At 60.2% G+C, this 25,683-nt stretch carries 13 protein-coding genes and 1 pseudogene; 7 read left to right on the top strand and 7 right to left on the bottom strand.

Annotated features, from left to right (window positions below):
- The first annotated feature begins 359 nt into the window (after positions 1 to 359).
- The 4 genes and pseudogenes from AC1RS8_RS01155 (at position 360) to AC1RS8_RS01140 (ending at position 2,927) form a co-directional block, all read left to right on the top strand.
- Positions 360 to 590, top strand: a complete 231-nt coding sequence (locus AC1RS8_RS01155) for a hypothetical protein (RefSeq protein WP_090452750.1) — start codon at positions 360 to 362, stop codon at positions 588 to 590.
- The gene (locus AC1RS8_RS01150; protein ID WP_057712304.1) at positions 587 to 889 is read left to right on the top strand and encodes a cell division protein ZapA; all 303 of its coding nucleotides are present in this window, start codon (positions 587 to 589) and stop codon (positions 887 to 889) included. Before AC1RS8_RS01155 ends, AC1RS8_RS01150 begins: the two co-directional genes overlap by 4 nt.
- 100 nt (positions 890 to 989) lie before the next feature.
- Positions 990 to 2,063 (top strand): annotated as a pseudogene (locus AC1RS8_RS01145) (HAMP domain-containing protein); the annotation flags it as partial.
- An 18-nt stretch (positions 2,064 to 2,081) separates the two neighbouring features.
- Positions 2,082 to 2,927, top strand: a complete 846-nt coding sequence (locus AC1RS8_RS01140; RefSeq protein WP_493162327.1) for a methyl-accepting chemotaxis protein — start codon at positions 2,082 to 2,084, stop codon at positions 2,925 to 2,927.
- Between the two features lie 142 nt (positions 2,928 to 3,069).
- Here AC1RS8_RS01140 and AC1RS8_RS01135 read toward each other — a convergent pair whose 3' ends face one another.
- Both AC1RS8_RS01135 and putA read right to left on the bottom strand, forming a co-directional pair.
- Entirely contained in the window at positions 3,070 to 4,872 is a 1,803-nt protein-coding gene (locus tag AC1RS8_RS01135; protein ID WP_489339627.1) for an acyl-CoA dehydrogenase, read from the bottom strand.
- A 257-nt stretch (positions 4,873 to 5,129) separates the two neighbouring features.
- Entirely contained in the window at positions 5,130 to 9,080 is a 3,951-nt protein-coding gene (gene putA / locus AC1RS8_RS01130; protein WP_489339628.1) for a trifunctional transcriptional regulator/proline dehydrogenase/L-glutamate gamma-semialdehyde dehydrogenase, read from the bottom strand.
- 461 nt (positions 9,081 to 9,541) lie between these two features.
- Between putA and putP the strand changes: the two genes are divergently transcribed.
- Together putP and AC1RS8_RS01120 are read left to right on the top strand one after the other, a co-directional pair.
- Entirely contained in the window at positions 9,542 to 11,026 is a 1,485-nt protein-coding gene (gene putP / locus AC1RS8_RS01125) for a sodium/proline symporter PutP (RefSeq protein WP_057712300.1), read from the top strand.
- A 179-nt stretch (positions 11,027 to 11,205) separates the two neighbouring features.
- Complete coding sequence (locus AC1RS8_RS01120; protein ID WP_057712298.1) at positions 11,206 to 12,045, top strand: 23S rRNA (adenine(2030)-N(6))-methyltransferase RlmJ; 840 nt, start codon at positions 11,206 to 11,208, stop codon at positions 12,043 to 12,045.
- Between the two features lie 110 nt (positions 12,046 to 12,155).
- On the opposite strand, the gene msrA is transcribed toward AC1RS8_RS01120, so the two are convergent.
- From msrA to aceE, 5 genes are all read right to left on the bottom strand, one after another.
- Positions 12,156 to 12,806, bottom strand: a complete 651-nt coding sequence (msrA, locus tag AC1RS8_RS01115) for a peptide-methionine (S)-S-oxide reductase MsrA (protein WP_090452759.1) — start codon at positions 12,804 to 12,806, stop codon at positions 12,156 to 12,158.
- A gap of 218 nt (positions 12,807 to 13,024) precedes the next feature.
- Positions 13,025 to 15,718 (bottom strand): putative bifunctional diguanylate cyclase/phosphodiesterase, encoded by a 2,694-nt coding sequence (locus AC1RS8_RS01110; RefSeq protein ID WP_090452761.1) that lies wholly within the window; start codon positions 15,716 to 15,718, stop codon positions 13,025 to 13,027.
- Positions 15,719 to 15,952: 234 nt separating this feature from the next.
- Positions 15,953 to 17,347, bottom strand: a complete 1,395-nt coding sequence (locus tag AC1RS8_RS01105) for an alkaline phosphatase D family protein (RefSeq protein WP_489339629.1) — start codon at positions 17,345 to 17,347, stop codon at positions 15,953 to 15,955.
- Positions 17,348 to 17,622: 275 nt separating this feature from the next.
- On the bottom strand, positions 17,623 to 19,587 hold the full coding sequence (aceF, locus tag AC1RS8_RS01100; protein WP_489339630.1) for a dihydrolipoyllysine-residue acetyltransferase: 1,965 nt from the start codon (positions 19,585 to 19,587) through the stop codon (positions 17,623 to 17,625).
- An 11-nt stretch (positions 19,588 to 19,598) separates the two neighbouring features.
- A complete protein-coding gene (gene aceE, locus AC1RS8_RS01095) occupies positions 19,599 to 22,244 on the bottom strand; it encodes a pyruvate dehydrogenase (acetyl-transferring), homodimeric type (protein ID WP_057712293.1) in 2,646 nt (881 codons plus the stop codon).
- Positions 22,245 to 22,627: 383 nt separating this feature from the next.
- Here aceE and glnE point away from each other — a divergent pair, with 383 nt between their 5' ends.
- Positions 22,628 to 25,567 carry a bifunctional [glutamate--ammonia ligase]-adenylyl-L-tyrosine phosphorylase/[glutamate--ammonia-ligase] adenylyltransferase gene (gene glnE / locus AC1RS8_RS01090; RefSeq protein WP_493162157.1) on the top strand — a complete coding sequence of 980 codons (2,940 nt, stop codon included), beginning with the start codon at positions 22,628 to 22,630 and terminating at the stop codon, positions 25,565 to 25,567.
- Positions 25,568 to 25,683 lie beyond the last annotated feature (116 nt).

Genomic DNA, 25,683 nt, shown 5'->3' with positions numbered 1-25,683 from the left:
GCGGGGCTGAGGCTGCTGTATGGATGGCTTATCGGTCGCCGGACTGAAGTCTTGAGTCCTTGCGCGTTTTTACTGCGACCGGGTGGTTACCTTGTAGGAGTGAGCCCGCTCGCGAAAAACGCATGGACAATGCAATCATTCAGACAGGGCGCGATATCGTTCGCGTCCATCGCGAACAAGCTCGCTCCTGCATAGGCGGGCGACGAAGTGCAGGAACCAGATCGGGGTATCACAGTCTCTACAGTTCGCGAGAAAGGTCACTCGTCAGCAAAATCAAGGCTTTGCGCCTGTATAACCCTGGCATCCAGGGTGACTTTTCTTTATCGTACGCGCCCTTTGAAAAAGCCCGGAAAATCAAAATGTTGGAAGCATCCCTAAGCCAATTGGAACAACTGGTCAGTGACCTGGTGCAACAGAACCAGACGTTGCTCGGCACCAACCAGACCCTGACCGCAGAACTGGCCCAGGCCAAGGATGAAAACGAAAGCCTGCAACTGAATCTGATGGAGCAGGAAGAGAAGCAAGGCGCCACGGCGGCTCGCATCCAGGCCCTGGTTGAGCGCGTCAGCGCAGGCCCTGTCAGCGCATGAGTTACAACGCCGCAGGGGTAAAAGTCGTCTCGATCCTGGGGGAGGACTATTCGATCAAGGCACCGGCCGGGGAAGAACAGACCCTGCTGGACGCCGCGATGATGTTGAAGGCAGCCCTGGCCGAAACCAAGAGGAAGTACCCGACGCTGATCGGTGACCGATTGCTGGTGCTGGCGGCGATGAATCTGTGCTCCCAGCAGATCGAAATGCAGAAGCAGCACAAGCTCGACCTTGACCGTTACCAAGAGCAAGTCAGCGCCACGGTTGAAGTGATTTCCAAGACGATCAATCAGGCCTGATCGGCTTTGCGCACAACCAAAGAATAGATTGTCGGTTGGTTTGTATACAATCGGCACGGCTGTTGCAGTGTTTCAGCCTCTTATTCTTTGGGGGTGCTCCATGCAGTTCTGGCAACGCAGTATTCAATGGCAGTTGATCCTGAGCATGGGCACCGCCCTGCTGGTCAGTATCCTGATCGTGGTTGGCATTTATACCCTGGTGGTCAACCGCCTCGCCCAGAGCTATCTGGTCGAGCAAGCCTTGCCGTCGAGCATCGAAGCGATGCGCAACGACATCGAGCGGATCCTCGTCCAACCCCTTACCGCCGCCAAGGACATCGCCAGCAACAGCATGGTGCGCGACTGGCTGGCCGGGGGTGAGGACAGCGCCAAGACCGCCAGCTTCGCGCAGTATCTGGAAGGCATTCGCGCCGAGCACAAAGCCTTTACCGCGCTGATCATCGGCACCGCGTCCAGCCATTACATTACCGAAAAAGGCCTGGACCGCACCCTCAGTCGTTCCAATCCCAAAGACGCCTGGTTCTACTCGTTCCTCGACAGCAACCAGCCGCGCACCCTCAATATCGACATCGACACGGCCACCGGAGAACTGGCGCTGTTCATCGACCTCAAGGTCGAGCAGGCCGGCAAAGTAGTGGGCGTTGCCGGGCTTGGCCTGAGCATGAAAGAGCTGTCGGAGCTGATTCACAATTTCAGCTTCGGAGAGCGCGGCAAGGTCTATCTCGTGCGTTCCGACGGTTTGATCCAGGTTCACCCAGAGGCGCAATTCAGCGGCAAGCGCACCTTGGCCGAACAGATTGGCGAGTCAGCCGCGCAAGCGGTCATGGGTCAAAAAACTGCCACCAGCAGCAGCTTCCAGCGTGATGGCGAAGACTTTCTCGCGTTGAGTCTGCCTTTGCGCGATCTCGGCTGGACGCTGGTGGCCGAAGTGCCGCAATCGCAGATCTACGCCGAAGCCCGGCGCGCCATGTGGATGAGCAGCGGTATCGGCCTGGCGGTGGCGATTGTGTGTCTGTTGCTGGTGGTGGTGCTGGCCCGTGGGTTGGTACGCCCGATTCGTCAGGTAACAGCGGCATTGGTTGCCATTGGTAGCGGTGGTGGAGATTTGACCCAGCGGTTAGATTCCAGTCGCGCCGATGAGCTGGGCGACCTGGCGCGCGGCTTCAATCGCTTTCTCGACAGCCAGCGTGACATGATCGGCGAGGTGCTGACCACCAGCGAGCGACTGCGCACCGCTGTCGGCCAGGTTGCACGGGTGGTGGATAACACCGCTGAGCGCTCCGGCCGCCAACAGGAAATGACCGACATGGTGGCAACCGCTGTCCATGAAATGGGCCTGACCGTTCAGGAAATCGCCCATAACGCCGGTAATGCGGCGCTCGCATCACAAGCGGCTCGGGATGAGGCAATGCAGGCACGGGAAGTGGTGGGTGGCTCGATCCGCCATATCGAAAGCATGTCTGACGAAATCGGCGTCGCGGCTACAGCGGTGGGTGAACTGGCCCATCAAGTGGCGTCGATCGACCAGGTGCTGGCGGTGATTCGGGGGATTTCCGAGCAGACCAACCTGCTGGCGCTCAACGCCGCTATCGAAGCTGCGCGAGCCGGGGACATGGGGCGCGGGTTTGCCGTGGTGGCCGATGAAGTGCGGACTTTGGCGCGGCGTACGCAGGCATCTACCGATGAAATCCAGCAGATGATCGGCAGCCTCAAGCAGGGAGCGGAGAATGCGGTGTCGTCGATGCATTCCGGGCAAGCCGCGACCGGCACGGGTGTCGAGTCCAGCCAGCGTACCGGGGCTTCGTTGACCGCGATTACCGGGCAAGTGGAACGCATCAGCGACATGAACCATCAGGTGGCGACGGCGACGGAAGAGCAATCGGCGGTGACCGAGGAGATCAACCGGAACGTTCAGGGCATCTCCGACCTGGCGCGGGCGACGGCGGGGGAGGTCAGGGCCTGTCGGGAGGATTGTCAGACGTTGCAGCGGTTGGCGGATGATCTGGCGCGGCAGATGGGTGGGTTCAAGCTGAGTTGATGTATTGATAGTGCTGACGCCATCGCGAGCAAGCTCGCTCCCACAGGGTTTGTGTGTTGAACACAAGATTTGTGGCCAACAGGGATTCCTGTGGGAGCGAGCTTGCTCGCGATTGGTTTTCAGCTACACCACAAAGGTTGGATCAGAACCACTCATCCTGCATGCCCAGGCACACATCATCCCGAGCCTCAAGAATCGCCAGCTCATGGTGGCAGCCCGGCACTTCCCATGTCAGGAAATAACGCGCCGCCTGCAGCTTGCCTTTATAGAAGGCCACATCCGCCGCATTACCCTTGGCCAAACCTTCCTCGGCACGAATCGCCTGTTCCAGCCAGCGCCAGCCGATCACCGTGTGACCAAACACTTTCAGGTACAGCGCCGAGTTCGCCAGGCTGCTGTTGACCTTGCCTTGGGCCAGATCAGTCAGTAGGCCGATGGTCACGGTTTGCAAGCGGGTAACCAGTTTTTCCAGCGGCTCGCGCAGCGGCGTCAATGAATCAAACGCCTGTGCTCGCTCGCCAGTGTCGGCGATCAGGCGGATCAGTTGCTTGAGCCCCGCGCCGCCGTTCTGCGCCAGTTTGCGGCCCAAAAGGTCCAGCGACTGAATACCGTGGGTGCCTTCGTGGATCGGGTTCAGGCGGTTGTCGCGGTAGTACTGCTCCACCGGATACTCACGGGTATAGCCGTGGCCGCCGAGGATCTGGATCGCCAGTTCGTTGGCCTTCAGGCAGAACTCCGACGGCCAGGATTTGACGATTGGTGTCAGCAAATCCAGCAGTTCATGGGCCTGTTTGCGTTCGGCTTCGGTCGCAAGCGTGGTGGTGTCATCGAACAGCCGCGCCGCATAAAGACCCAAGTCAAACGAACCTTCGACGTAAGCCTTTTGCGTCAACAGCATGCGTTTCACGTCGGCATGCTGAATGATCGCCACCGGTGCAGTGTTCGGGTCCTTGCTGTCTGGCACGCGGCCCTGCGGACGCTCGCGGGCGTATTCCAGCGAGTACAGATAGCCGGCGTAGCCAAGCATCACCGCGCCCATGCCGACGCCGATCCGGGCCTCGTTCATCATCTGGAACATGTAACTCAAGCCATGGTGCGGCTTGCCCACCAGATAGCCGACGCACTCACCGTTATCGCCGAAATTCAGTGCGGTGGAGGTGGTGCCGCGCCAGCCCATCTTGTGGAACAGCCCAGCCAGCAGCACGTCATTGCGCTTGCCCAGGCTGCCGTCATCGTTGACCAGGAACTTGGGCACGATGAACAGCGAAATGCCCTTCACCCCGGCCGGTGCGTCCGGCAGCTTGGCCAGCACCATGTGCACGATGTTTTCCGACAGCGGATGATCGCCGCCAGAGATGAAAATCTTGTTGCCCTTGAGGCGATAGGTGCCGTCAGACGCAGGTTCTGCGCGTGTACGAATATCCGACAGCGACGAACCCGCGTGGGGTTCGGTCAGGGCCATGGTGCCGAAGAAACGGCCATCGATCATCGGTTGCAGGAAGCGGCGCTTCTGCTCTTCAGTGCCGAAGCTCTCGATCAGGTTCGCCGCGCCCATGGTCAGGAACGGATAGGACGTCGAAGCAGCATTGGCCGATTGAAAGTGCGCGAAGCAGGCCTGGGACAGCAGCGTAGGAAGCTGCATGCCGCCAGCGTCGAAACTGCGCGCGGCGTTGAGGAAGCCGGCTTCGAGGAAGGCGTCTACCGCCGGTTTCACTTCCGGAATCAGAATCGCCTGACCGTTCTCGTAGCGCGGCTCGTTCTCGTCGCCCTTGCGGTTGTGCGGGGCGAAGAACTTCTCGGCGATGTTGCGGGCGGTGCCAATGGCGGCATCGAAGGTTTCGCGGTTGTGCTCGGCGAAACGCTCACGCTGGGTCAGGCCCTCGGCATCAAGGACTTCATACAGCTCGAAAGCCAGATTACGGGAACTGAGCAACGTCTCGGACATGGCGGCCTACCTTTTGTTGGAGTGGACCGAGTCTAGGCTTGTGAATTTATGCTGAATAGCATGATTGATGAGCGTGATGGTGGGGCAGAGCAGAGCCTTAGCAGGAACTACAAAACAACTGTGGGAGCGAGCTTGCTCGCGATGGCGGCAGATCAGTCAATATGGAAGGTGACTGATGGATCGCTATCGCGAGCAAGCTCGCTCCCACAGGGGGATTGCATACCGGGCGGCCAATGCGGCAGCCCGGCTTATCGGTTTTAGCCGATGGTCATCAAACTGGCATTACCACCCGCCGCAGCGGTGTTGACGCTCAATGCACGCTCAATCACCAGACGCTCCAGCGCAATGTTGGTTTCGCCCTGCGACAGGCCCTGAACCCCAACGATGGCGCCGGCACGCTTGGCAACCTGCTGGCACACCGCACGCAACTGGTCGGAATGGCCGTGATGCAGAACCGCATCAAACACCACTTCGTCCTTGTTCCAGTCGGAAACCAGCTTGATGCGCGCCTGAATGTCCTTCGGCAGGCGTGCGAACAAGGCTTTGGTCATGTCAGCTTCCGGCCATACCGCCGAACCGCCGACAGCCAATACCGCCGCCAGTTGCGTCAGCAGGTCGCCTTCGACTTCCGCCAGGCACAGCACGTGTTCCCGTGGCAGGATCGCATAGCTGTTGCGTTCGCCGGTCGGGCCGGCCAGGAGGCGGGTGATGCCGCTTTGCGATTGTGCGGCGAACTGCACGCACAGGGTGCTCAGGTCGGCGAACTTGTGGTTGTCGGCCCAGGCTTTCAAGGCGGTCAGCGGCTTGCTCATGGCGTCGCGCAGACGAAGGTCCGGTGCTGCGGCAGCATCGCCACGAGCGAAGGATTGTTCGATCGCATCCGCAGGGCGGGTCGACAGTAGGCGGTACAGGTACAGCGGACCGCCGGCTTTCGGGCCGGTACCCGACAGGCCTTCGCCGCCGAATGGCTGCACGCCTACTACTGCGCCAACAATGTTGCGGTTGACGTAGACGTTACCGGCGTTGACGTTGTCGATCACCTTGGCAATGGTCTCGTCGATGCGGGTGTGCACGCCCAGGGTCAGGCCGTAGCCGGAAGCGTTGATCTGACCGATCAGTTGATCGATGTCTTTGCGCTTGTAGCGAACCACGTGCAGCACCGGGCCGAAGATCTCCCGCTGCAGTTCGTCGAAGCTTTCCAGTTCGATCAGTGTCGGCATCACGAAGGTGCCGCGTTTGACTTCTTCGGCGTCGGCGATGGCCACCTGGTACACGCTGCGACCTTTGTCGCGCATGGCCTGGATGTGCTTCTCGATGCCGGCCTTGGCTTCGGCGTCGATCACCGGGCCGATGTCCACGGACAGACGCTCAGGGTTGCCGAGACGGCTTTCAGCCATGGCACCTTTGAGCATTTCGATGACGCGGTCGGCGGAATCTTCCTGCAAGCACAGTACACGCAGAGCCGAGCAACGCTGACCGGCGCTGTCGAAGGCCGAGGACACCACGTCGATCACAACCTGTTCGGTCAGAGCCGAGGAGTCGACGATCATCGCGTTCTGGCCACCGGTTTCGGCGATCAGCGGAATCGGACGACCCTGGCTGTCCAGGCGGCCGGCGATGTTGCGTTGCAGCAAGCGCGCGACTTCGGTGGAACCGGTGAACATCACGCCTTTGACGCGATCATCGCCGACCAGGCCGGCACCGACGGTTTCGCCACGGCCCGGCAGCAGTTGCAGCACGCCTTCCGGGATGCCGGCTTCGAGCATCAGGCGCACGGCCTGAGCGGCGACCAGCGGCGTTTGTTCGGCAGGCTTGGCCAATACCGGGTTACCGGCGGCCAGCGCAGCAGCCACCTGGCCACTGAAGATCGCCAACGGGAAGTTCCACGGGCTGATGCATACGACTGGGCCCAACGGACGGTGAGCGTCGTTGGTGAAATCGTTGCGTGCCTGCACCGCGTAATAACGCAGGAAATCCACGGCTTCACGCACTTCGGCGATGGCGTTGGCGAAAGTCTTGCCGGCTTCGCGGGCCAGCAGGCCCATCAGCGGCTGGATCTCGGCTTCCATCAGATCGGCGGCACGTTCCAGGATCGCGGCGCGCTCGGCGGGCGGCGTGGCCTGCCAGATCGGTGCAGCGTTGAGGGCGCACTGGATCGCGTTGTCGACGTCTTCGACGGTCGCTTCCTGCACATGACCGACCACGTCACGCAGATCGGACGGGTTCAAGACCGGTGCCGGGGCTTCGCTGCTGGAAGCGCAACCGAGCATCGGCGCCGCTTTCCAGTGGTTGTGTGCGGTTGCGAGAAGCGCGCAGGACAGGGATGCCAAACGATGTTCGTTGGCCATGTCGATGCCGCTGGAGTTGGCGCGCTCGGAACCATACAGGTCACGCGGCAGCGGAATGCGCGGGTGCGGCAGGCCGAAACCACCTTCCACGGTCGCCATTTGCTCGATGCTGGCTACCGGATCGGCCACCAGTTCCTGGATCGAAATCGACTGGTCGGCAATACGGTTGACGAACGAAGTGTTCGCGCCGTTTTCCAGCAGGCGACGCACCAGGTAGGCCAGCAGGGTTTCGTGGGTGCCGACTGGAGCGTACACGCGGCACGGACGGTTCAGCTTGCCTTCGGAAACTTTGCCTACAACCTGTTCGTACAGCGGTTCACCCATGCCGTGCAGGCACTGGAACTCGTACTGGCCCGGGTAATAGTTCTGACCGGCGATGTGATAAATGGCCGACAGGGTGTGGGCGTTGTGCGTGGCGAACTGCGGGTAGATGACTTCCGGCACCGACAGCAGCTTGCGGGCGCAAGCGATGTAGGACACGTCGGTGTACACCTTGCGGGTGTAGACCGGGTAGCCTTCCAGGCCTTCGACCTGGGCGCGCTTGATTTCGCTGTCCCAGTACGCGCCTTTTACCAGGCGGATCATCAGGCGATGACGGCTGCGGCGAGCGAGGTCGATCACGTAGTCGATCACGTACGGGCAACGCTTCTGGTAAGCCTGGATCACGAAACCAATGCCGTTCCAGCCAGTCAGTTGCGGCTCGAAGCACAGGCGCTCGAGCAGATCCAGTGACAGCTCCAGGCGATCGGCCTCTTCGGCGTCGATGTTCAGGCCGATGTCATATTGCTTGGCCAGCAGGGTCAGCGACAGCAGGCGCGGGTACAGCTCGTCCATCACGCGCTCGTACTGGGCGCGGCTGTAACGCGGGTGCAGGGCGGACAGCTTGATCGAGATGCCCGGGCCTTCATAAATCCCGCGACCGTGGGAGGCTTTGCCGATCGAGTGGATGGCTTGTTCGTACGAGGCCAGGTACTTCTGCGCGTCGTGCTCGGTGAGTGCGGCTTCACCCAGCATGTCGTAGGAATAGCGGAAACCTTTGGTTTCGAACTTGCTGGCGTTGGCCAGGGCTTCGGCGATGGTTTCGCCGGTCACGAACTGCTCGCCCATCAGGCGCATGGCCATGTCGACGCCCTTGCGGATCATCGGCTCGCCGCTCTTGCCGATGATGCGGCTCAGGGACGAAGTCAGGCCGGCTTCGTTGTGGGTCGACACCAGTTTGCCGGTCAGCAGCAAACCCCAGGTGGCGGCGTTGACGAACAGCGACGGGCTGTTGCCCAGGTGCGGCTGCCAGTTGCCGGTGCTGATCTTGTCGCGGATCAGGGCGTCGCGGGTGCCTTTGTCCGGGATGCGCAGCAGCGCTTCGGCCAGGCACATCAGCGCCACACCTTCCTGGGACGACAGGGAGAACTCCTGCAACAGGCCCTGGACGATGCCGGCACGGCCGCCGGCGCTCTTCTGGTTGCGCAGTTTTTCAGCAATCGAGGCGGCGAGTTTGTTGGTGGCTTCGGCCATCGGTGCCGGCAGGCGAGCCTGCTCGATCAGCATCGGCACGACTTCCGGCTCAGGGCGACGGTAGGCGGCGGTGATCGAGGCGCGCAGTACCGATTGCGGCAGGATGCTTTCGGCGAATTCGAGGAAACACTGGTGGGCGTGATCCAGAGGCGCGTCGACGGAGTCGTCGGAATCCTTGGTCGAACCGTTCAGCTCGGACAGGGTTGCACCACCCTCGAGTTTTTCCAGGTAATTGAAGATTGCCTGCTTGATCAGCCAGTGCGGCGTGCGATCAATCGAGGTCGCGGCGGCCTTGAGGCGTTCGCGGGTCGGGTCGTCAAGTTTGACCCCAAGGGTGGTGGTAGCCATGTTTTTATCCTCATGTTTGCCACGACTGCGTGGCATCAGCTGGCGGCAAGATTAGCCGTGCGACTGTTGAGGTGCAACCGGGTGCAACCCTTTTTTTGTCGGAATATTACGCAGCTCGTCAGGAAATAAATTCTGGTACGGCGGTGCTGCCTTTGCTTGGTGCTTTTTAGGGTGGTTGGCCCGAGTTCTTGCTCCGAAAAGGAGCAAAAAACCGGGTTTGAAATTTATTTCCGACTGGGTGCAACTTATTCTCAAGAAACTGGTTGCACCTTATTTGCTTTGTTGAATAGCATTCGCGCCCAAGGTGCAACCCGGTCGAAACCCGGGTGCTCCGGCTGATGGCTTTCCTGGGGAAACATCAGTCATAAATGCGCGGGAATCCGGATCGTCTGTCAAACGTATGCGTTTGCGAGCGGTTCACCAGCCGCAGCTACATAAAAACAAAGCCAGGGCGTAACTTAATGAGCGTAAGCAATCCAACCCTGATCACGTTCGTGATCTACATCGCAGCAATGGTGCTGATCGGCTTGATGGCCTATCGCTCCACCAACAACCTTTCCGACTACATTCTGGGCGGTCGTAGCCTGGGCAGCGTCGTGACCGCACTGTCCGCCGGTGCCTCCGACATGAGCGGCTGGTTGTTGATGGGCTTGCCCGGCGCGATCTACATGTCCGGTCTGTCCGAAAGCTGGATCGCCATCGGCCTGATCGTCGGCGCCTACCTGAACTGGCTGTTCGTCGCCGGCCGTCTGCGTGTGCAGACCGAGCACAACGGTGATGCACTGACCCTGCCGGACTACTTCGCCAGCCGTTTCGAAGACAAAAGCGGCCTGCTGCGGATCATCTCCGCGGTCGTGATCCTGGTGTTCTTCACCATCTACTGTGCTTCCGGCATCGTAGCCGGCGCCCGTCTGTTCGAAAGCACCTTCGGCATGTCCTACGAGACTGCGCTGTGGGCCGGTGCTGCGGCGACGATTGCCTACACCTTTATCGGTGGTTTCCTGGCCGTGAGCTGGACCGATACCGTACAAGCCACCCTGATGATCTTCGCGTTGATCCTGACGCCGGTTATCGTGTTGCTGGCCACCGGCGGCGTCGACACCACTTTCCTGGCCATCGAAGCGCAAGATCCAAGCAACTTCGACATGCTCAAGGGCACCACTTTCATCGGCATCATCTCGCTGATGGGCTGGGGTCTGGGCTACTTCGGCCAGCCGCATATCCTGGCGCGTTTCATGGCTGCCGATTCGGTTAAATCGATCGCCAACGCCCGTCGCATTTCCATGACCTGGATGATCCTGTGCCTGGGCGGCACCGTGGCAGTCGGCTTCTTCGGTATCGCCTACTTCTCGGCGCACCCGGACGTGGCTGGCGCAGTCACCGAGAACCACGAGCGTGTGTTCATCGAACTGGCCAAGATCCTGTTCAACCCATGGATCGCGGGTATCCTGCTGTCGGCCATTCTGGCTGCCGTCATGAGCACCCTGAGCTGCCAGTTGCTGGTGTGCTCGAGCGCCCTGACCGAAGACTTCTACAAGACCTTCCTGCGTAAATCCGCTTCGCAGCTGGAACTGGTGTGGGTCGGCCGTGCCATGGTGTTGTTGGTTGCCCTGGTGGCGATCGCGCTGGCGTCCAACCCGGAAAACCGTGTACTGGGTCTGGTGAGCTACGCCTGGGCCGGTTTCGGTGCCGCATTCGGTCCGGTCGTGCTGATCTCCGTGATCTGGAAAGACATGACCCGCAACGGCGCACTGGCCGGTATCCTGGTCGGCGCGATCACCGTGATCGTCTGGAAACACTTCGAACTGCTGGGCCTGTACGAAATCATCCCTGGTTTCATCTTCGCCAGCCTGGCGATCTACTTCGTCAGCAAAATGGGCACGCCGACTGCTGGCATGTTCCAGCGTTTTGCTGCTGCTGAGGCGGACTATCGTTTGAACAAGTGATCGGGATGAGTGCATGCGCTGACCCGATGACTTGAAAAAAATGGCCCGCGTCCTTTTGGACGCGGGCCATTTTTTTTGCATTTTCACTGCAGTGTTCTCCGCGGCTGACCCGCTCAGCCGCCAACCCCTGACTTGCCGCCCGGTAAAAGGTAAACTTCCCGGCCTTCGCAGGAGCAGCCATGAATTATCGTCACGCCTTCCATGCCGGCAATCACGCCGATGTGTTCAAACACCTGACCTTGACCCGCCTCATCGCCCTGATGTCGCGCAAGGAGCAGCCGTTTGCCTATCTCGATACCCACGCCGGCATCGGTCTGTATGACCTTCAGGGTGATCAGGCCAATCGTACCGGTGAGTACCTGGAAGGCATTGCGCGTTTGTGGGATCAGCCGGATCTGCCGATCCTGACCGCTGATTACATGCAGGTGCTGCACGAGATGAACCCGGATGGCCAGTTGCGCTATTACCCGGGGTCGCCGGAGTTGGCGCGGCGCCTGACCCGTCCGCAGGATCGCGTGTTGCTCAACGAGAAGCACCCGGAAGATGGCGTGCTGCTCAAGGACAACATGGCCGGTGATCGCCGGGTCAAGGTACACCTGGGTGAAGGCTGGCACGTGTCCCGGGCCTTGCTGCCGGTGCCGGAGAAGCGTGCGGTGATGTTGATCGATCCGCCGTTCGAGAAGCTCGACGAGATGCAGCGCTGTGCCGCGTCGTTGAAGGAAGCGATTGGCCGGATGCGTCAGACCGTGGCGGCAATCTGGTACCCGGTGAAGGATCAGCGCGCGCTGCGCCGCTTCTATCAGGACCTGGCCGGTACCGGTGCGCCGAAGTTGTTGCGGGTGGAGTTGCTGGTGCATCCGCTGGATACGCCCAACAGCCTGAACGGTTCCGGGCTGGCGATCGCCAATCCGCCGTGGGGGCTGGAGGAAGAATTGCGTGAGCTGCTGCCTTGGTTGTCCGAGAAGCTTGGGCAGACCCAGGGTGGGTGGCGGATGGATTGGTTGATTGCCGAGAGTTGATCTGTAGGAGCGAGCTTGCTCGCGAAGGTCGTGAACGTTAACGCGTAAAACCGGATGCCCAGCGGCGTCCTTTGGTTTTTCGCGAGCGGGCTCGCTTCTACAGTCAGTTGTCAGATCGGGCAGGTCACGCCTGTGCCGCCAATTCCGCAGTAGCCTTCCGGATTTTTCGCCAGGTACTGCTGGTGATACGTCTCGGCAAAGTAGACGGTCGGGGCCTGGTCGATTTCGGTGCTGATTTCACCGAGACCGGCCTTGGACAGCTCGGCCTGGTAGGTTTCCTTGCTCTTGAGCGCCGCGTCCAGTTGTTCCGGGCTAGTGGCGTAGATCACCGAACGGTATTGGGTGCCGATGTCATTGCCCTGGCGCATGCCCTGCGTCGGGTTGTGCAGTTCCCAGAACATCGCCAGCAGTCCTTCGTAGCTGACCTTGGCCTTGTCATACACCACCAGCACCACTTCGGCGTGACCGGTCAGGCCCGAGCAGACTTCTTCGTAGGTCGGGTTCGGTGTGAAACCGCCGGCGTAGCCGACCACGGTGCTGACCACGCCTTCACGCTGCCAGAAGCGGCGTTCCGCGCCCCAAAAGCAGCCAAGGCCGAAGATTGCGAAGTCGACATCTTCGAAGAACGGGCCGAGCAAGGGGGTGTCTTTAAACACAAAGTGCTTTTCAGGCAGGGTCATCGCGGTTTCGCGGCCAGGCAGAGCTTGTTCTTTAGTAGGGAGCACGTTTTTGTTCACCAGAATTTCCGAGCGCAGAACCATGATCAGTCCTCTCAGTCAGGTTGGGTTGTAAATAAACAGACCGTCAGTGTGCCCAATACCTGCCCGATACGCACTACCCCTGTAGGGGTGAGCCTGCTCGCGATAGCAGTGTGTCGGTGTCATGGGTGCTGACCGGTGCACCGCTATCGCGAGCAAGCTCGCTCCCACAGGTTTTTTGCCTGCCACAGAGTTTATGTCTGCCACAGGTTCTGTGTTTGTCAGGCGATTGGGCCACGCGGGTAGCGTTTGAGCTTGTCGATCAGCTCATTGCCCGGGATCGGACGGTCGAACAGGTAGCCCTGGCCGACGTCGCAGCGGTGACGGCGCAGGAACGACAACTGCTCGGCGGTTTCGATGCCTTCAGCCACGACCTTGAGTTTCAGGTTGTGGGCCATGGCGATCACCGCGGAGGTGATTTCCATGTCGTCCTGGTTGTCCGGGATTTCGTGGATAAAGCTTCGATCGATCTTGATGATGTCGATGGGGAATTTTTTCAAGTAACTGAGTGACGAGTAACCGGTGCCGAAGTCGTCCATGGCCAGGGTCAGGCCCAGGCGCTTGAGCTGGTCGAGCTGCAAGTGGGTGTCTTCGGTAGCCTCCAGCAGCAGGCCTTCGGTCAGCTCCAGCTCCAGCAAATGCGCCGGCAGGGCTTCTTCCTTGAGGATGTTGGCAATGGAGGCCACCAGGTCCGGGTCGGAAAACTGCTTGGGCGACAGGTTGATCGCCACTTGCAGGTTGCCCAGGCCGGCGGCGGTCAGCGCTTTGCTCATGCGGCAGGCCTGGCGGGCGATCCACTTGCCGATCGGAATGATCAGCCCGGTTTCCTCGGCGACGCTGATGAACTGATCCGGGCGGATCATGCCCTTTTCCGGATGGTCCCAGCGCAGCAGGGCTTCCATCCCCAGCAGGCGACCGCTGCGCAGGCACAGCTTGGGCTGGTAGAACACGTCGAGTTCGTTCTGGGTCAGGGCGCGGCGCAGGTTGTTTTCGACGAACAGCTTGTAGCTGGCCTCGGCGTTCAGCGCTTCGGTGAACACCTGCACCTGATGTTTGCCGTTGGCCTTGGCCTTGTGCAGCGCCAGCCCGGCATTGCGCATCAGGGTTTGCGGGTCGCGCCCGTGCAGTGGCGCGCAGGCCAGGCCCACGGAGCCGGTGACACTGATCAACTGGTTGTCGACGAACATCGGTTTGTCGAGGGTCGCCAGCAACTGGTTGGCCACTTGCTGGCCCGTCGTGAGGTCGCTGTTGTCCAGCAATACGGCGAATTCGTTACTGGCGAAGCGTGCCAGGCTGCCGCTCGGGATCAGGCTGTTGCGCAGGCGCCGGGCCAGGCTGATCAGCAGTTTGTCGCCGGTCTGGTGGCCGAGGCTGTCGTTGATCCGCTTGAAGTTGTCGATGTCCACCAGCAACAGGCTGATCGGCGCGTCGCTGTCCCGGGCGAAGCGTTCATCGAGGTTGCGGATGAACGCCGGGCGGTTGCCGAGGTTGGTCAGGTTGTCGGTGTAGGCCAGGCGCTCGATACGTTGTTGGGCGAGCTTGGTCTGGGTGATGTCTTCGTAGATGCCGATGTAGTGGGTCAGCTCGCGGTTGTCGCCGTAAACCTTGGAGATCGACAATTGGCCCCAGTAGGGTTCGAGGTTTTTCCGGCGGCTCTTGAATTCACCTTGCCAACTGTTGCTCTTGGCCAGCGCCGAAGGTGCATCGAACAGCAGTTCGCTGAGGTTCTCCAGGGCCGGTAGTTCTGACAGCCGCTGACCGTGCACTTCTTCGGTGGAATATTGGGTGATCGCGGTGAAGCTCGGGTTGACGTATTCCACCACACCATCGCAGTTGACCAGCAAAAAGGCGTTGGCACTTTGTTCGACCGCACGCTGGAACAGGTGCAGGGCGCTGGTGGCGGTTCGCCGGTTGTGGTTGCTGATGACCTGGGCAAACTGGTCCGCCAGTTCTCCGGCGAACGCGATTTCATCCGACTGCCAGGCGCGGGTTGCCCCGGTTTGCTCCAGGCACAAAACGCCGACCACCTGGCCATCGACGCGGATACTGGCGTCGAGCATTGCGTTGACGTCCCGCGGGCGCAGGCTTTCGGCCATCTCCCGGGTGCGTGGGTCGCGCATGGCGTTATGGGCGTCGATGGCGCGGCCGGTGTGCAGGGCGTCGAGGTAATCGGGGAAAAGACTGACGTCGATCGGTTGCGGCAGCAGGTATTCCTGATTCGTGCGGTGATAGGCCGAGATCGGCACCAGCATCGAGCCTTCGAGGTGCCACAGGCTGGCACTGTCGATTTCGTAGATGTCGCAGGCGCTGCGGGTGATCAGCTCGGCGGCTTCGCGCAAGGAGTTGTTGCTGCTGTAGCGTTGACGGGTGAGCAGCAGGATCAGATCCTGCTGGGCCCGCACCCGCTCCAGATGCAGCAGTTGCTCCTGCTGGGCGCGCTGATTGAGTTCCAGGGCGATTTGCAGGCGCGAGTTCTGGGTTTCAAGGTCCATGGCCGGTTGCAGCGGGTCATCCTCGAACAGGCCGTCGATGACCAGCAGGTAGCCGCGCAACAGGTGTCGATTGTGTTGTTTGTAGGCTTCGCCCAGCTCCAGCAGAGTCAGGGAGCCAGCGGCGGTGTGCAGGGTATAGCGGATCAGGTAGTGCGGGCTTTCAGTCAGCTGTTGCTGGACTGCGTCGTGCAGTTGATAGCGCGCTAGCGGCTCCATCAGGCTGGCGTAGGGCGAGCCAACCAGCGCACACAGTTCCACGGCTGGCAGGCCGAACTGGCGTTCGCAATTGGGATCGAGAAACAGCAGCGCCCAGCTGGGTTCATTAAGCCGTTCGAAACGCAGCATGCCGAGCCGCGAGGGCACAGGCAACTGCGTCACTACCTCGGCCACCATACGGCTGGCGGCATCGGGCTGGCTTTTCATGGAGGGAAACTCGCTTCGAATATGCTGAACGCGCTGGGCTCTCGCCCTCTTTACTGTTGCCTGCGGCAAGGTTGCATCATTGCGACACCGACTGACAAGAGAGATGAAGGCCAAGTGCTATAAGAATATGTCGGCAGACGACAAGTTTTCTTCAGTCCGTGGCAGAAAGTATTGCCAGTCGCTGAAAAATCGCAGTTTTGCAAGTATTGCCAGTGACTGCGATCTGTTTCCGGGTCAGCGAATCGGGATGCCAATGGACTGCAAATGCTTGCCCTCCCGGTCGTGGAAATTCACCTGAAGCTGCCCGGCATCGACGACCAGGTGTGCAAAATTATCCTGGCTGATCACCTTGCTGGTCAGTTCATGTCGATAGTCGCCTGCGGCGGTGCGGACCAGGGGGTGATCGAGGACGAATGTGGCCGTCGTGGCATAGGGCAGCATTTTGCTGTTGCACAGCGGTGACGAGACGATGGTGTGGACCTCGAAGTCTGGATCCTCACTGTGGCTCAGTCGACTGGTCAGCGAGCCGTGGACATCGCCGGAAATGAAGAAGACATTCTTGATGCGGTGTGTGCGAATGGTCTCCAGCAACCGTAGCCGTTGTTCTGGAAAGGCCTGCCAAGCGTCATCATCCGTGCGTTTGCGGTCAGGGTAGAGCATGACACTGGTGACCACGAATTTGACCCGTGCCGGGCTGTGGATCAGCCAGTCGGACAAGGCTTGTTCCTGGGCTGCGTCGAGAATGCGTCGGTCAGTGGCCGACAGATTGCGTCGGGTTCGACTGTCGGTAACAAACCATTCGATATCACCTTCAGTAAATTGATACCAGTATTTGTCCAGTCGTTTATTTGTCAGTCCATCATCAGTTAGTGCGTGGGCCGGACTATGGCTGGCCTGATACAACTCATAGGCCCTGATTGCGTTTGCATATAAGTACTCATCGGACTTGCTCTTGTTGGCCGGCCAGTTGTCCTCTATTTCATGGTCGTCAAGGATCATGTAAGTGGGCAGATTGGACATTAACCTGGCGATATTTATCTGCGAAAACGCCACGCGATATTTATGGAGGATTTCCTTGAGTTCCCGATCAGGGGCAATAATGTTCAAGTCATCGACATAGATTTGGTCTCCCGTCATCACCAGCGCGCTGACGGGAGGATTGGCTTGCTCCACCAAACGTGAAATCGAAGCAAAGACTCTGTCGCCCAGGTGAGGGGCGGATGCTATGCCTGCGGTCATGCGCAGGTATCGGCAAGAGCCGACAATGTAGGCCCTTGGCAGGCTGGACTGGCTGGAACGGGTACGCAAGTGATAAACCTGCCGTGACCATTGCAGCGGCAGTTCCTTCACCGTGTCGACGGTGTGCGCCGGGCTGGTCAGGCTGAACCACCCGGCCTGATATTCATAGTCGGAGTCGGCGGACAGGTTGTTCAGCACGATGACTTCGCACATGTCGTGCTCGGGTTCGAGTTTCGCAAAGTTACCTTTTGACCAGTGATCTTCACCTTGTCGTCTATAGCGAATTCCAGCAAATACCAAGGTGTCTTTATTGTGTTCGCCGCGTAAAAAAATACGGGCGTGATTAGTTGTGGTGTGGCCAATAATCGGGCCGACAGTGGGTTTGAACATGTTTGAGTCCATTCGGCTGCTAATGAATTAGTCAGATGGTTGTTTCGGATGTAATAAGTAGTCTTCCAGCCAAGACTAGTTATTTGGCCCGAAAAAATATCTGGCAGAAATGGACTCGAGTTGTGGGCGGTATCAGCCACAAATGTAGGAAGACGTTTTAAGTAATAACTTCAGGCAAAAAAAAGCCCCGCCAAATTGGCGGGGTTGAGGTACGAGCGTGGCGCTCGGAAACGTGGAACGCAACAGGCCCTCCGGAGAAGGAGGGCCGGTCGGTGTTACAGGAGCATGGTGCGGATGTCGCCCAGCAGATCGCTCAGACGCTTGGTGAAGCGTGCAGCAGCGGCGCCGTTGATCACACGGTGATCGTAGGACAGCGACAGCGGCAGCATCAGTTTCGGCTGGAAGGCTTTGCCGTCCCAGACTGGCTGGATGGTTGCCTTGGAAACACCGAGGATCGCCACTTCCGGCGCGTTGACGATCGGCGTGAAGCCGGTGCCGCCAATGTGGCCGAGGCTGGAAATGGTGAAGCAGGCGCCTTGCATCTCGTCCGACGAGAGCTTCTTGGTCCGGGCTTTTTCAGCCAGGGAAGCAGCCTCGGCGGCCAATTGCAGCAGGCTCTTTTGGTCGACGTTCTTGATGACCGGTACCAGCAGGCCATCCGGGGTGTCGACGGCGAAGCCGATGTTCACGTATTTCTTGCGGATGATCGCTTTGCCGCTTGGCGCCAGCGAGCTGTTGAAGTCCGGCAGTTCCTTGAGCAGGTGCGCGCAGGTCTTGAGCAGCAACGGCAGGATGGTCAGCTTGACGCCGGCCTTCTCTGCAACGGCTTTCTGGGCAACACGGAACGCTTCGAGCTCGGTGATATCCGCCGAGTCGAATTGCGTCACGTGCGGTACGTTCAGCCAGCTGCGATGCAGGTTGGCGGCGCCGACCTGCATCAGACGGGTCATCGGCACTTCTTCGATTTCACCGAAGCGGCTGAAGTCCACGACCGGAATCGGCGGGATGCCCGCGCCACCGGTTGCGCCAGCAGCAGCGGCCGGTGCTTCCTTGGCCTTCTGCATCATGGCTTTGACGTAAACCTGCACGTCTTCCTTCAGGATGCGACCGTGCGGGCCGCTGGCGCCAACGGCGCTCAGCTCGACGCCGAATTCGCGGGCCAGTTGACGCACGGCAGGGCCGGCGTGAACTTTGGCGCCTGGCTTGGCTGGAGCAGCAACCGGGGCAGCAGCAGGAGCAGCGGCAGCCGGAGCAGCAGCGACTGGAGCCGGAGCGCTCGGAGCAGCAGCGGCAGGTGCGGTCGCAGCAACAGGTGCAGCAGGAGCGGCGCCTTTGACTTTCAGTTTCAGGATCAGGTCGCCGGTTCCGACTTCGTCGTCGAGCTTGATGGAAACGCTTTCCACCACGCCAGCGGCTGGCGACGGGATTTCCATGCTCGCCTTGTCGGATTCCAGGGTGATCAGCGACTGGTCGGCCACAACGGTGTCGCCGGCCTTGACCAGGACTTCGATGATCTTGGCCTTGCCCGCCGAACCGATGTCCGGAACATGGATGTCCTGAACGCTGTCGGCCACTGGAGCGGCCGGGGCTGCGGCAGCAGGTGCAGCGGCGGGTGCCGGAGCGGCAGCCTGGGCCGGAGCAGCAGCCGGTGCAGCAGCACCCGCCACTTCCAGATCCAGGATCAGGTCGCCGGTGCCGACTTCGTCGTTGAGCTTGACGCTGATGGCCTTGACCACGCCAGCGGCAGGCGACGGGATTTCCATGCTCGCCTTGTCGGACTCCAGGGTGATCAGCGACTGATCAGCCGCGACGGTGTCGCCGACCTTGACCTGGATCTCGATGATCTGGGCCTTGCCCGACGAACCGATGTCCGGCACGTGCACTTGCTGAACGCTGGCAGCAGCCGGCGCAGCAGGAGCAGGAGCAGGAGCGGCGGCAGGTGCAGCAGCCGGTTTGGCTTCAGCCTTGGCCGCCGGTGCGGCAGCCGCAGGAGCCGCAGTAGCGGCACCTTCGACTTCCAGCTCCAGCAGTTCGTCGCCTTCTTTCAGGCGATCGCCCAGCTTCACTTTCAGGCTCTTGATGATACCGGCCTTCGGCGCAGGCACTTCCATGCTCGCCTTGTCCGACTCAAGTGTCAGGATGCTCTGGTCGGCTTCGATACGGTCGCCGACCTTCACAAACAGTTCAATTACTTCACCTTCACCGCTGCCGATGTCAGGTACGCGAATGAGTTCGCTCACAGAATCTCTCCTCAGCAGTCCAGTGGGTTGCGTTTTTCCGGGTCGATCCCGAACTTGGCGATGGCTTCAGCCACCACTTTAGGTTCGATATCGCCACGGTCAGCCAGTGCTTCCAGGGCTGCCAACACCACGAAATGACGGTCGACTTCGAAGAAATGACGCAGTTTCTTGCGGCTGTCGCTGCGGCCGAAACCGTCGGTGCCCAGGACTTTGAATTCCTTGGACGGTACCCACTGACGGATCTGCTCGGCGAACAGTTTCATGTAGTCGGTAGAGGCAATGACCGGACCTTGACGGCCGTTCAGGCACTCTTCCACATAGCTCAGCTTAGGCTTCTGGCCAGGGTGCAGACGGTTGGTGCGCTCAACGGCCAGGCCGTCGCGACGCAGTTCGTTGAAGCTGGTAACGCTCCACACGTCGGCGCCGACGTTGAACTGTTCACGCAGGATCTTCGCTGCTTCACGGACTTCACGCAGGATGGTGCCGGAGCCCATCAGCTGAACGTGGTGCGCCGCTTCGCGGTTGTCTTCTTCGAGCAGGTACATGCCTTTCTTGATGCCTTCTTCGGCACCGGCCGGCATGGCTGGCTGCTGGTACGACTCGTTCATCACGGTGATGTAGTAGAAGACGTCCTGTTGCTCTTCGGTCATCTTCTTCATGCCGTCCTGAATGATCACCGCCAGCTCGTAGCCGTAGGTTGGATCGTAGGTGCGGCAGTTCGGGATGGTCGCGGCCAGCAGGTGGCTGTGACCGTCTTCGTGTTGCAGGCCTTCACCGTTCAGGGTGGTACGGCCGGCGGTGCCGCCAATCAGGAAGCCACGGGTGCGGCTGTCGCCAGCGGCCCAGGCCAGGTCGCCGATACGCTGGAAGCCGAACATCGAGTAGAAGATGTAGAACGGCAGCATCGGCTGGTTGTGGCTGGAGTACGAAGTACCGGCAGCGATGAAGGAGCTCATGGCGCCCGCTTCGTTGATGCCTTCTTCGAGGATCTGGCCCTTCTGGTCTTCCTTGTAGAACATCACCTGGTCTTTATCGACTGGCTCGTAGAGCTGGCCGACGGAGGAGTAGATGCCCAGCTGACGGAACATGCCTTCCATACCGAAGGTACGGGCTTCGTCCGGGATGATCGGTACGATGCGTGGACCGATTTCCTTGTCCTTGACCAGTTGCGCGAGGATCCGCACGAAGGCCATGGTGGTGGAGATTTCGCGGTCGCCCGAGCCGTCCAGGATCGCCTTGAGGGTTTCCAGTGGCGGGGTCGGGATGTTGAAGCTCTTGGCGCGACGCTGAGGTACGAAGCCGCCCAGTGCGGTACGGCGCTCGCTCAGGTAACGGGCTTCGGCGCTGCCTTCTTCCGGTTTGAAGAATGGCAGGTTTTCCAGTTCATCGTCCTTGACCGGGATGTCGAAGCGGTCGCGGAACAACTTCAGGCTGTCGACGTCGACTTTCTTGGTGTTGTGCGCAGTGTTCTTCGCTTCGCCGGCACCGGTGCCATAACCCTTGATGGTCTTGGCCAGGATGACGGTCGGTTGTTCTTTGTGGTTGACCGCTTCGTGGTACGCCGCGTAGACCTTGTACGGGTCGTGGCCGCCACGGTTGAGTTTCCAGATCTCGTCGTCGGACAGATCTTCGACCATCGCCTTGAGTTCTGGCGTGTTGAAGAAGTGTTCACGTACGAACGCGCCGTCTTTGGCTTTGTAGTTCTGGTACTCGCCGTCGATGACTTCGTCCATGCGGCGTTGCAGGATGCCGTCGACGTCCTTGGCCAGCAGTGGGTCCCAGAAACGGCCCCAGATGACTTTGGTCACGTTCCACTGAGCACCGCGGAACACGCCTTCGAGTTCCTGAATGATCTTGCCGTTGCCGCGAACCGGGCCGTCGAGGCGCTGCAGGTTGCAGTTGATGACGAAGATCAGGTTGTCCAGCTTCTCGCGGCCGGCCAGGGAGATAGCGCCCAGGGATTCCGGCTCGTCGCACTCGCCGTCGCCCAGGAAGCACCAGACTTTCTGTTTGCCTGGCTGGATGAAACCACGGTGCTCCAGGTACTTCATGAAGCGTGCCTGGTAGATCGCCTGGATCGGGCCCAGACCCATGGATACGGTCGGGAACTGCCAGAAGTCAGGCATCAGCCAAGGGTGCGGGTAGGACGACAGGCCCTGACCGTCGACTTCCTGGCGGAAGTTGTTCATCTGGTCTTCGGTGATGCGGCCTTCCATGAATGCGCGGGCGTAAACGCCTGGGGAGGTGTGGCCCTGGAAGTAGATCAGGTCGCCGCCGTGTTCTTCGGTCGGGGCCTGGAAGAAGTAGTTGAAGCCGATGTCATACAGGGTCGCACTGGAGGCGAAGCTGGAGATGTGACCGCCGAGGTCAGAATCCTTCAGGTTCGTACGCATTACCATGGCCATCGCGTTCCAGCGTACCAGCGAGCGAATGCGGCGTTCCATGAACAGGTCGCCAGGCATGCGTGCTTCGTGGGTTACCGGGATGGTGTTGCGGTAAGGCGTGGTGATGGCGTAAGGCAACTGCGAACCGCTGCGGGTCGCCAGTTCACCCATACGGGTCATCAAATAGTGAGCACGGTCTTCGCCTTCTTTGTCGAGAACCGATTCCAGGGCGTCCAGCCATTCCTGGGTTTCGACGGGATCGAGGTCTTGCATGGCTTGCTCCAGGGCGGAAAGGCTACCAGAATCGGTTGCCTGAGTTAGCGACTGGCCTTGTGGGCAGACGTTATGAATTCTTGGATTGCCGACAGGTTGTTCCGGCGGCGTGTAGTTTTACTACAAATCATCCGGCATTTCAGCCCGTCTAATGTATATACGAGTAGTAAAACTACAGAAGAGCGGCTTGTGGCCCCCGGCTGCGTTGTGAGAATAATCGTTAAGGTTGGTCTTTTTCCAACTACAAAAGGTAAAAGCTTGATGCTGGCTGCCAAAATAAAAGAAATTTCAGCTATTTCTAACTTTTGTTCGACACTCCCTCAGGTAGTGGGTTTTCGAAAACCACTACATGCAGCCCGTTGCACGCCGATCAAGGATAGACCATGAGCCTCCCCTCGCTTGCCGAACTGCCCGCCATTCTCCTGCCGTTTGTCACCCGTGCCGAGCAGTCGTTCCGGGCTGCCGTCGCCGCTCTGGACGATGACCACGGGCTGTCCGCCTGGACGCCGGAACGCTGGGCGCAATTTTCCCGCGTCACCGCCGCCAGCGATTTCGTGATTGAACAGTGTGTTCGTGACCCTTTGATGTTGCTGGGGCTGGTGCAGTCCGGCGAACTGGACCGCGGCTTCGCTCCCGGTGAGTTGTGCGGGCAGATCGCGGCCGCCGCGAACGTGGCCGAGACCGATGATCAGCTTGGCCGCGCCTTGCGCCGCCAGCGTGCACGCCATCAGGTGCGGATCATCTGGCGCGACCTGACCCGCCAGGCCGATTTGATCCAGACCTGCCGCGACCTTTCGGACATGGCCGATGCCAGCATCGATCAGGCCTATCAATGGTTGTACGTGCGGCATTGCCAGCAGTTCGGCGTGCCGACCGGGCGGCGCAGCGGCGAGCCGCAGCAGATGGTCATTCTCGGCATGGGCAAGCTCGGTGCCGTGGAGCTGAACCTGTCATCGGACATCGACCTGATATTTGCCTATCCCGAGGGTGGCGAAACAGTTGGCGCCAAACGCCCGCTGGATAACCAGGAGTTCTTCATCCGTCTGGGCCAGCGGCTGATCAAGGCCCTGGACCCGATGACCGTCGACGGCTTTGTATTTCGCGTCGACATGCGTTTGCGCCCTTACGGTTCGGCGGGCGCGCTGGTGCTGAGCTTCAACGCGCTGGAGCAGTATTACCAGGACCAGGGGCGCGACTGGGAACGCTACGCGATGATCAAGTCGCGGGTGGTGGCCGGGGATCAAGTGGCCGGCGCGCAACTGCAAGAGATGCTGCGGCCATTCGTTTACCGGCGTTACCTCGACTTTTCCGCCATCGAAGCGCTGCGCACCATGAAGCAGCTGATCCAGCAGGAAGTGCGGCGCAAGGGCATGGCCGACAACATCAAGCTCGGTTCCGGCGGTATTCGCGAAGTCGAGTTTATTGCCCAGGCGTTCCAGTTGATCCACGGCGGCCGCGATCTGAGCTTGCAGCAGCGCCCACTATTAAAGGTGCTGAGCACGCTGGAAGGTCAGGGGTACCTGCCGCCGAACGTGATCAGCGAGCTGCGTGAAGGTTACGAATTCCTGCGTTACACCGAACACGCGATTCAGGCGATTGCCGATCGCCAGACGCAAATGTTGCCCGATGGCGAGCAGGATCAGGCGCGCATTGCCTTTATGCTGGGCTTCGCGAACTGGACGGCGTTCCACGAACAACTGATGTATTGGCGCGGCCGAGTGGCCTGGCACTTCGGGCAGGTGATCGCCGATCCCGATGAAGAGCAGGGCGCCGAAAGCGAAGTGGTGGTCGGCGGTGAGTGGTTGCCGCTGTGGGAAGAGGCCCAGGACGATGAGGCCGCCTGCCGTCAACTGGAAGAGGGTGGTTTCAAGGATGCCCCAAAAGCCTTGAAAGCCCTGGCTGGCTTGCGCGGCAGCCCGCAATTGAGGGCGATGCAGCGTCTGGGTCGCGAACGTCTCGATGCTTTTATTCCGCGTTTGCTGGCACAGGCCGTGGAACATGACAATCCGGATCTGGTACTGGAACGGGTGCTGCCGCTGGTCGAAGCCGTGGCCCGTCGTTCCGCGTACCTGGTGCTGTTGACCGAGAACCCCAGTGCGTTGCGGCGTTTGCTGACGCTGTGCGCGGCGAGCCCTTGGATCGCCGAGCAAATCACCCGCTTCCCGCTGCTGCTCGACGAATTGCTCAACGAAGGCCGGCTGTTCAAGCCGCCACTGGCGCCAGAACTGGCGGCAGAGTTGCGCGAGCGCCTGACACGGATTCCCGAGGACGACCTCGAACAGCAAATGGAAGCTCTGCGCCATTTCAAGCTGGCGCACCGCTTGCGAGTGGCCGCCTCGGAAATCGCCGGCAGCCTGCCGCTGATGAAAGTCAGCGATTACCTGACCTGGCTCGCCGAGGCGATCCTGGAGCAAGTGCTGGCACTGGCCTGGCGGCAAACCGTGGCCAAGTACGGCACGCCGCTGCGCACCGATGGCACCTTGTGCGATCCCGGCTTCATCATTGTCGGTTATGGGAAAGTCGGCGGCCTGGAACTCGGGCATGGTTCGGACCTGGACCTGGTGTTCATCCACGATGGCGATCCACAAACTGAAACCGATGGAGCCAAACCCATCGATGGCGCGCAATTTTTCACCCGATTGGGGCAGCGGATCATTCACTTGCTGACGGCGCAGACCAACTCCGGGCAGTTGTATGAAGTGGACATGCGTCTGCGACCGTCCGGCGTGTCGGGCTTGCTGGTGAGTTCCCTGGGTGCGTTTGCCCGCTATCAGGAAAACGAGGCCTGGACCTGGGAGCATCAGGCATTGGTGCGCGCGCGGGTGTTGGTGGGCAGTCAGGATGTCGGCCAGGCCTTCGAGAAAGTCCGTGCCACGATATTGGGCAAAACACGTGATCTGCCGACCCTGCGCCAGGAAGTCAGCGAGATGCGTGCCAAGATGCGCGATAACCTCGGCAGCAAGAGCACCGCGGCCGGCACCGGGGCAAATGCCTTCGAAGCCACGGCGCCGTTCGATATCAAGCAGGACGCCGGAGGTATCGTCGATATTGAATTTATGGTGCAATACGCGGCCCTGGCGTGGTCCGAAACACACCCGCCATTGCTACGCTGGACGGACAACATCCGCATTCTGGAAGAGTTGGAGCATGAAGGGTTGATGCCCGTCGAAGATGCCAGCCTGTTGCGTGAAGCGTATAAAGCGTACCGTTCCGCCGCCCACCGGCAGGCCTTGCAGAAGGACCCCGGGGTGATTCCGGGCGATCAGTTCGCGGACGAACGGCGGCAGGTCATGCGGATCTGGCGTGAGCTGGGGCTAAGCTGAAACGGGATATTTGATACGCCAATATTCCCTGTAGGAGCGAGCTTGCTCGCGATGGTCGTTAACGATAACGCGGCAAGCCTGACACCCCGCGGAGTTCTCAGGTTCATCGCGAGCAA

It is taken from the genome of Pseudomonas sp. GW821-FHT12A04, assembly GCF_058807755.1.
This window is presented reverse-complemented; position numbering and strand designations above follow the sequence as displayed.